Origin of the sequence: Salinispora mooreana (genome assembly GCF_000379065.1) — a bacterium.
GTDB classification, from domain to species: domain Bacteria; phylum Actinomycetota; class Actinomycetes; order Mycobacteriales; family Micromonosporaceae; genus Micromonospora; species Micromonospora mooreana.
Window position 1 is genome coordinate 1771539 of the sequence record NZ_KB900614.1, and the last position, 8532, is coordinate 1780070.

The following is an 8532-nucleotide window of genomic DNA, read 5'->3' on the forward strand; positions in this document are numbered from 1 at the left end:
GACCAGAGGCATACCCCGCCCCTTAGGCGGCGCACCAGCCAGATCCACTCCCAAGCATGTGGCGAGGTGCCAGCCAGCCACGGTGAGGCCGCTATCCCTGCCCATGCGGGGGGTCATCGCCGCCGCCTCGGAGTTCGCTGCCAGAGGAGCCCGAGGTCGTGGTCGTAGGTCAGCTGATGGCCTGACAGGGTGAAGGTGCCGCTTGCGTCGAGCACCAGGGCTCGGGCGTGTCGTAGCCAGTTGTCAGTGGCCCAGCCAGCTAGGGGGCGAAGCTCAGCCTTGGCCGCGGCGGCCAGTTCGTCGTCACCAGGCAAGCGCAGGGTCGCCTCGATGACCTCGTTGGCGATCTCGGGGTCGCTGACTGCCTCGCCGTTGACCCCCATCCGCCGACCCGCGAGGGTCAGGTAGCCCTCGTCGTCCCGACGCACCAGTACGACCTCGACCGACTCGGGTCCGTCCCGCACCACCACCGACACCGCGTCGTCGTTGCGCGGTTCCTCGGTATCCTGCACATGCAGCCCGGATAGCGTCGCCAGTCCTAGCCTGTCGGCGCCAGCCAGAAGGATTGGCTCCGCGCGCGACCGGCGCCTACAAGTCGCATCAATCCATTCGGTGCGGGCCTCGTCCACAGCCGCATGCCAGGTCTCGGGCGTGACTTCCTCGTCGCCGTACCCCCGATGGACCAGACGGGGCACGTCCTCCGGGATGCTCCAACCATCGGCTGAGGATCCGATCACCAGTGCGGCTGCGCGCAGCAACGGGTACCGGGAGTAGATCGCCTCACTCCCTCTAGGAAAGACCGGAGCCAGACCGGACCTGACCCGAAGTCCGGTCACGACGACTGCCGGTCGGCGTACCCGCTCCGGCCGGTCGGCTGCCGGCCGCTTATGGCGGTGGACTCGCCCGATGCGTTGCAACAGCAAGTCGATGGGAGCCAGGTCGGTAACGAGGATGTCTGCATCGACGTCAAAGGACTGTTCAGCCACGTTGGTGGCAACGAGGATCATGCGGTGTGGACGCTTGGTCTCCGGATCATCGGGGCAGCCAAGGGCATGCAGGGCCTTCGCGGTACGGTCGGCACGTTCCGCCGCGGTCAGCCGTGCGTGCAGCAGCCGCACGTCACTGCCGAACACCTTTTCGAGTTCTTGGTATGTCTGCTGCGCTCGGGCGACTGTGTTGCGGATGACCAGCGCGCAGCCGCCCTCGGCGAGACGGTCGCGCAGCAGCGCGACCACCGCAGGATTGTCGTCCGCTGAACCCACCTCCGCGGCTACCGCCACACCATGATCCAAGACTTCGACATCGACCTTTTCGGAGTGCCGCCACGACGAAGCGGCCAGTGCATCTATCGTCGTATGGCCATCCACGACCGTCACCGACCGGACGACGGGATAGCCCTCGCCCGCACCCGGATCGTCGATGGCGACCTGGCGCCGTCCAGTAGCTCCCTGCACCCACGCCTGAACGAGGTTCGCTCGCATTCCGGCTGGAAGGGTGGCCGACAGTAAGATCGTCGGTATGCCCGCGTCCGCGAGCCAGCGCAAGGCCTCAAACAGGAACTGCGACGTGTACACATCGTACGCGTGAACCTCATCCAGAACCACCACGCGGCCGGCAAGTCCCGCATGACGCAGCATCACATGCTTGGTACGGGTCGCCGCGAGCAACAGTTGGTCGATCGTGCCGACGGTTAGCGGCATCAACAGCCCTCGTTTAGGGCCAAGAAACCAGTCGGCAGGAACATGGTCCGCTACCCACCACCGGGCGGAGTCCGCCAAACCAAAGGCGTCCTCACATCCATACTCGTCCTGGCCGTCTTCATTGACGCAACCGAAGCCGAGACTCCGAAGCTCGGCCCACTCCTTGTTGAACCGGCGTTTCCCATGCAACAGCCCCACCGGAAGACCCGGCTCCACCGAATCCGCCCACCTGCGCAGCCTCGTATACATCGGGTCACACGTCGCCTGAGTGGGCATCCCCACGAAAGCACCGTCGGCGCCAAACCTTCTGGCTAGGACCTCCACCGCCGCCAGGGCCCCTTCCGTCTTCCCCTCACCCATCGGGGCTTCGACGATCATCAAGCCCGGCCCAGGCATCCGTTCCGCAACGGAGATCGCTGCCAGCTGTGAAGGTCGAGACACCCGGTTGAACCGCTCCAACACCAGGTCAGGCACCTGACGATACGGCCGCGGCGACCAACCACCCCTGATCCGCAACCTGACCACCGCATCCGCCGCCCGAGCTCGGGCACGCTCAATGGAAACCCCAGAGATCTCCGATACCCCAGGAAACCCCCTCCCGCTGGAAATCCAGTCAGCCATGATCACCAAACCGGAAACCGCGAGCTGGAAAGCCCTACTTGGCAGCGTCAACGGAACACACTCGGCAAGGTCCAACTTCAGCGCCGAGGCGACAGCGTACACAAGTGCGTCCTGAGCAGGATGCCACTCCGCGCTCCCCTGACCCTGGTCGCGGGACAGGCTGAGGCTGATCAAGTCGGAATCATCGGGGATGATTCCGTGGTGCCCTGCGACCATCGGCCACACAAGACCTACAGCCTCGAAATCCCAACCCACATCCGTCAAGACCCGATCAACGATCACCGCACCGGCACGTGAATGATGCCACTGCCTGGCCGCCTGACTCAGCGGCTTCCAACTCAGCCCCGCCGCCCGAACCGACGCGGCGAGTCTGTCATCCTTGCACTGAAAAGCAGGTGTCGCCTTTCCGACATCGTGAACCCCACACAGCAAAGCCAGAAACGCCCTCCCCCGACCGCCCGTACAACCATCAAGCCTGTCCCGTACCGACGGTGCGAGATAGTGATCCCACAGGCACTCACCCACCGCCGCCGCATCAAACAGATGCTGGAGTAGCAGGTTCATGCTGCCTTCGGCACTGGACTTACCCCAGAAAACCCCGAGAGCGGGATGGCTCGCCAAACTCACCCATCAGACGCTAGCGACCACCTCCGACAATCCGCATCGACAGCAACCGGCAACCGCCTTCAACCGCCCGCAGCTGACGGGCGTCCTCGGCGCCGCAACCTCGGCGGCCGGCTCGCCGGGCCAGCCGACTCCTGACGGCCACCTACCTCCCGAAAGGTAGCCAGCCACAGCCCCCACGAATCGGTGTCCGCCAGCTACGATCGAACCGATCTAAAATCACCAAGAGCGCCAACAAAGTCGCAGGTCATCAAGCCTCGTCCCCGCACGCGCGGGGGTCTTCCCTTGGCGGGTGAGCCTTATGACCTTGCCTTGGTCTCGTCCCCGCACGCGCGGGGGTCTTCCCCCAATGACGCCGGCAGGTGTTTCGTCGATGGGCTCGTCCCCGCACGCGCGGGGGTCTTCCCCGCCTGATGACCGAGTACCGGATCGGCGCACCCTCGTCCCCGCACGCGCGGGGGTCTTCCCGTGCACACGAGTCCGCCCTGAAGTTGGGCAAGCTCGTCCCCGCACGCGCGGGGGTCTTCCACAGCCTCGGCGACCTGGCCGTCCTTGCTGTTGCTCGTCCCCGCACGCGCGGGGGTCTTCCGGGCGACCTGACACCGGGCATGGCTGCGGCTCTCTCGTCCCCGCACGCGCGGGGGTCTTCCTTCACTGGATCCTCAGTGGCGCCCTCAGCCGTGCTCGTCCCCGCACGCGCGGGGGTCTTCCGCCCAGGGCAGCGGCGATCCGGGCGAGGGGGGTCTCGTCCCCGCACGCGCGGGGGTCTTCCCACCCCTGACGGCGGCCACTCTCCCCCCGCTGCCTCGTCCCCGCACGCGCGGGGGTCTTCCCGGCGCGGGCGCGCTGTTGAACGCCATGATCCCCTCGTCCCCGCACGCGCGGGGGTCTTCCCCCGGAGCAGCACATCGGGATCCAGCTCCCGGACTCGTCCCCGCACGCGCGGGGGTCTTCCTACACCGGAGCCGTCGTCCGCATCGCCGGACTGCTCGTCCCCGCACACGCGGGGGTCCTCCGCTCCGCACCTGGCTGGCGCGCGGATCCTTCGTCTCGTCCCCGCACGCGCGGGGGTGATCCCGAGCGCAGGTTGCCCAGCCCGCGGGAGAACCGCTGCTCCCCGCACACGCGGGGGTGATCCGTCCGGCGGTAACGGTGGAAGCTGCGTGGAAATCTGCTCCCCGCACACGCGGGGGTGATCCCTTGGTGAACCAGGCGTCCAGTAGGGCCACCGCCTGCTCCCCGCACACGCGGGGGTGATCCGCTGGTACGCCGACGAGCCGAAACCGGGCTGGCCTGCTCCCCGCACACGCGGGGTGATCCCCCGGGCGCGATCTTCGTCGGCTCCTACTCGCGCTGCTCCCCGCACACGCAGGGGTGATCCGATGTAGTGGTCAATGTTCACGCCGGCCGAGTCCTGCTCCCCGCACACGCGGGGGCGATCCCACACGCATCAGTCGTAGGAGGGCGACCTGGTATACAGCGGTGAGCTGCAACCGTATGGGTACGTCATGGCCTTGTGAATCTTCCCGTACCGCAACGGGTTCGCCGCCTATGTCTGGGTCACCAAGCCGGACGGCAAGCGCACCCGCAAGTACGCCTACGGCAAGACCCGCGATGAGGTACACGACAAGTGGATTCGGCTACACCAGCAGGCCAAGGCCGGACCGATCGCCACGAACGTCCCCACGTTGGCGAGCTACATGACGTACTGGCTAGTACTCCAGCCGGGGTTGTTGACCTTGACTGAGCTGCGGTTTGATGCGATGCGGGAACGAGGGCAGCCACCGCCGATCATGGGTGGTTGTGTGGACTGACCATGATGCAGCGGTGGCTGCCGGATACAGGGTAGACGCCCAGCGGTGGCGGGTGTTGTTCGACGACTTGATGCTGACGGTCGGGCAGCGTTTCCGCAGGCCGGAGCCTCGCCGTCGGGTGCGTGACTTTGTCCGGGGCTTGCTGGCGCCGTTGCCGCGGAAGAGCTGCTGGACGATCGCGGAGCATGCCGGTGACACGGGTCCGGACGGGATGCAGGACCTGCTGACCCGGGTGAAGTGGGACGATGCGCAGGTACGGGCCGATGTCCGCGCCTTCGTCGGCCACCACCTCGGTGATGCCGAGGCGGTGCTGGTCATCGACGAGACGGGCGATCTGAAGAAGGGCCGGCACACCGTCGGCGTCCAGCGGCAGTACTCAGGCACCGCCGGGAAGATTGAGAACTGTCAGGTCGCCGTGCACCTCGTCTACGCCACCGACGCTCGTCACGCGATGCTCGACACGGCGCTGTACCTGCCCAAGTCCTGGTGCGACGACGACGAGCGCCGTACCGAGGCCGGTGTCCCTGAGCAGGTGCGGTTCGCGACCAAGCCGCAGCTGGCATCTCGGATGATTGCCGCAGCGGTGACCGCCGGGCTGCCGTGCCGATGGGTGGCCGGCGACGAGGCCTACGGCAACGATCCGCGCCTGAGCGCACGGCTTCGTCAGTTACGACTGGGCTACGTCTTGGCCGTAGCCTGTTCACATCAGGTGATCACCGGGCTTGGCGTCTCCCGCGTTGACGCCCTCGCCGCCGGTCTTCCTGCCACCGCCTGGCAGCGGGTATCCGCGGGTCGAGGCGCGAAGGGACACCGCTACTACGACTGGTCCTTCACGGCACTGCCGCACGCCGCCGACACCCACGGCGGGCACCACTGGCTGCTGATCCGCCGCAACCGCCGCACTGGTGAGCTGGCCTTCTACCGCTGCTGGGCACCAGAGGTGGTCCCGCTACGCAGCCTCGTCCTGGTGGCCGGCCGCCGCTGGAAGATCGAACAGTCGTTCCAAGCCGCAAAGACCGAACTCGGCCTGGACCAGCACCAGAACCGCCGCTGGACGTCCTGGCACCGCTGGACCACCCTGGCGATCCTCGCCCACGCCTTCCTCGCCGCCGCGACCACGCACCGCAGCCGCCCCGACCCGGCCGGGCTGATCGCGCTGACCGTCAACGAACTACGCCACCTGTTCAACACCCTGATCATCGAACCCAGCCGCCGCCGCTGCGACCCACTGCTCTGGTCCGTACGCCGACGCCGTCACCAAGCACGAGCCATGACCAGCCCCTACACCCGACAAGCCCTCACCGAACCGTGATCACAATCCCCGGCTGGAGTACTAATGCGTCACACGTTTGCTCACCGGTGGCTCGACGAGGGTGGCGCTGAGGGTGACCTCATGGCCCTAGCGGGCTGGGAGTCGCCGCAGATGCTGCGCCACTACGGCCGGTCCGCCCGGTCCGCCAGAGCACGGCGAGCGTATGACCGGGCGACGTAATGGGCGGGGTGTAGCGGACGCGGTGGGGCCACCCAGGGCGGCCCCACGCAGCGGATCATCGGACGACCTTGAGCCGTCGCCGGCGCCTGCGGGCCTCGTAGACCGGCGCTGTCAGGCCGTCGGTGTACCCGTTTACATACCCAGCGCCGTAGACCTGTCGGCGAATGTGTCGAGCAGCTAGCAAGCTGGTAAGGCTGACCGCCGTTAGGGCAACCGCAGTGGCGATCTGTCGGGGCTGGGGTGTCGTGGCCTGGCGCATGGTGTGGTAGATGACCTCCGCTGAGTATCGGACAGGGAGCATGAGTCGAACATAGGTACTAACTGGATTGGAAGGGGTTCCCGCGGCGCGTCGTGAATGAGGGCTGGGGTAGGGGTGGTGGTGCGTGACAGGTCACGCCGGCCCGTGGCAGCGCGTCACCGCTTGATCACATTGTCGGTCAATTGTAATAGCAGATCCACAATCGACAGGCAATGCCCGCGAGTGGGATTCGCGTCTTTTGTGGCTAATTAAATGTCCGACACACATATAGCTGAGGCGAAATCCTAGCTTCAGGGGCGTTGGTGTACGGGAATGCATACAGTGCGACGCGCCCGAGGCGACCACACGGACAGGTGACGGCGTGACATGCAGGCGGGGAGTACCGTCGATGCTGGCGGCCCGCCGGGGTTGAGGCCGGCGGCCCGCCGCCCAGACCTCAACCTGGGAGGCCAACATGGAACCGACAATTGGCGAGCACCTCGCGCAGATTCGCCGGCGGTCAACGCTGACGCAGGAGCAACTAGCGGAACGTGCCGGCGTCAGCGTCGAGACGATTCGGAAGTTAGAGCAGGGTGAACGGCAGGGCGCTCGTACTGCCACCCTGAACAAGCTTGCACGTGCCCTTGGAGTGTCCACCAGTGCGCTGTTCGGAAACGCGGCCCGCGCTGCTACCGACCGGGAACCGGACGCCCGGCCACTGAGTCTCGTTGGTGTCCGCCGGGCGCTTACCCCCGTCGTCGGACTTGACGGCAGTCCACTCGCCCTCGACCTCGGCGACCAGCCGCCGACGCTTGCGAGCGTGCGTCGCACTGTCGCCGGGGCGAACGCCAGCTATCACGCCAACGACTACGCGGTAACCCTGGCGACGCTGCCTGCCATGCTGGGCGAATCCCGGGCCCTTGTTCATGCCGCGAATGGCGACGACCAACTCCTCGCCCACGCCATCGCGTCTCAAGCGCACCAGCTCGCCGGGCGGCTACTGATCCAGCTACGCCAGGTCGACCTGGCGCACGTTGCCCTAACCGGGGCGTTAGAACATGCTCGAATCTCTGGCGACCCCGTGGTTGGCGCTTCCGCGGCGGCGCCGATGTGCTGGCTACTCATCCGACAGGGACGCTTCGCTGAGGCCGAACGTCTGGCGGTCACGACCGCCGACCGGGTCGAGCCGCGCATGAGTACAGCTTCCGCCGCCGAGTTGGCCGCATGGGGGTTTCTGCTGATCAAGGGAGCAGGCGCGGCGGTCCGGGATGCCCGAGACGATGACGCCGCCGAGCTCCTGGAGTTGGCGGCGGCCGGCGCGCAGCGGCTCGGTGACCGGATCAACCCGCACGCCGATGTCGCGGGGAACGACTTCTCGGCGGAGGCGGTACGGCTGATGCAGGTCGAGTGCGCCGTGATCGCCGGTCGGCCCGATCGCGCGCTTGGCCTCTCGGATGGTGTGACTCGCTCTCCGCAGGTTACGCCGTCCTCACGGCAACGCCACCGCCTGGACGTGGCTTGGTCGCATGTCCAGACCGGAAGGTACGCAGATGCCACCGAGGTGCTGGTCGGGCTACGTGATGCGGCCCCGGCGTGGTTGAGGCAGCAGCGGTACGCGCGGGAGATTGTGCAGTCGATTACGGAGCGGCGGCGGCGTGCCATGTCCGCTGAGCTGGCCGATCTAGCCGCGCTGGTTGGTTCGCCCGCGTGAGCTCGTACGCGGCGCACTAAGGCGTGTTTCATAAGTCTTGGTGGCCGGTGAAGGTCACGGCGTGTCGGTGATCGATTGCTGACGAGGTCTCCGGTAGACGGTTCAGCGACCAAGCTCGAACGTCATACCGGAGACCTCGTGGCTACCTTAGCGGTGACGAGGCGGCACGACCTTACCGACGCTCAGTGGCAGCAGCTCGCCGTACTGCTGCCNGCCGCGTCGGTGAAGGGTCGGCCGCCGAAGTGGGACAAACGGCAGCTCATTAACGGGATCAGGTGGCGGATCCGGATCGGGTCGCCCTGGCGTGACGTGCCGGCCGAGTACGGACCCTG

At 66.8% G+C, this 8532-nt stretch carries 4 protein-coding genes, 2 pseudogenes and 1 CRISPR repeat array; of the genes and pseudogenes, 5 read left to right on the forward strand and 1 reads right to left on the reverse strand.

Features of this window, described 5'->3' with window-relative positions; translation table 11 throughout:
- Positions 1-113 precede the first annotated feature (113 nt).
- Positions 114-2948 carry a CRISPR-associated endonuclease Cas3'' gene (locus SALPAC6_RS27465; protein ID WP_080636021.1) on the reverse strand — a complete coding sequence of 945 codons (2835 nt, stop codon included), beginning with the start codon at positions 2946-2948 and terminating at the stop codon, positions 114-116.
- 253 nt (positions 2949-3201) lie between these two features.
- A CRISPR array of direct repeats spans positions 3202-4205; the repeat unit is 28 nt; unit sequence CTCGTCCCCGCACGCGCGGGGGTCTTCC.
- Between the two features lie 260 nt (positions 4206-4465).
- Between SALPAC6_RS27465 and SALPAC6_RS28910 the strand changes: the two are divergent.
- From SALPAC6_RS28910 to SALPAC6_RS25610, 5 genes and pseudogenes are all read left to right on the forward strand, one after another.
- Positions 4466-4643, forward strand: a pseudogene (locus tag SALPAC6_RS28910) (site-specific integrase); the annotation flags it as partial.
- 186 nt (positions 4644-4829) lie between these two features.
- A complete protein-coding gene (locus SALPAC6_RS0108485; RefSeq protein ID WP_026189450.1) occupies positions 4830-6071 on the forward strand; it encodes an IS701 family transposase in 1242 nt (413 codons plus the stop codon).
- A gap of 21 nt (positions 6072-6092) precedes the next feature.
- Positions 6093-6265, forward strand: a pseudogene (locus SALPAC6_RS30955) (tyrosine-type recombinase/integrase); the annotation flags it as partial.
- A gap of 699 nt (positions 6266-6964) precedes the next feature.
- The gene (locus SALPAC6_RS0108495; RefSeq protein WP_018252997.1) at positions 6965-8200 is read left to right on the forward strand and encodes a helix-turn-helix domain-containing protein; all 1236 of its coding nucleotides are present in this window, start codon (positions 6965-6967) and stop codon (positions 8198-8200) included.
- A 138-nt stretch (positions 8201-8338) separates the two neighbouring features.
- Positions 8339-8532, forward strand: a 194-nt coding sequence (locus tag SALPAC6_RS25610) for a transposase (protein WP_162562072.1), incomplete at its 3' end; no start/stop codon positions are given.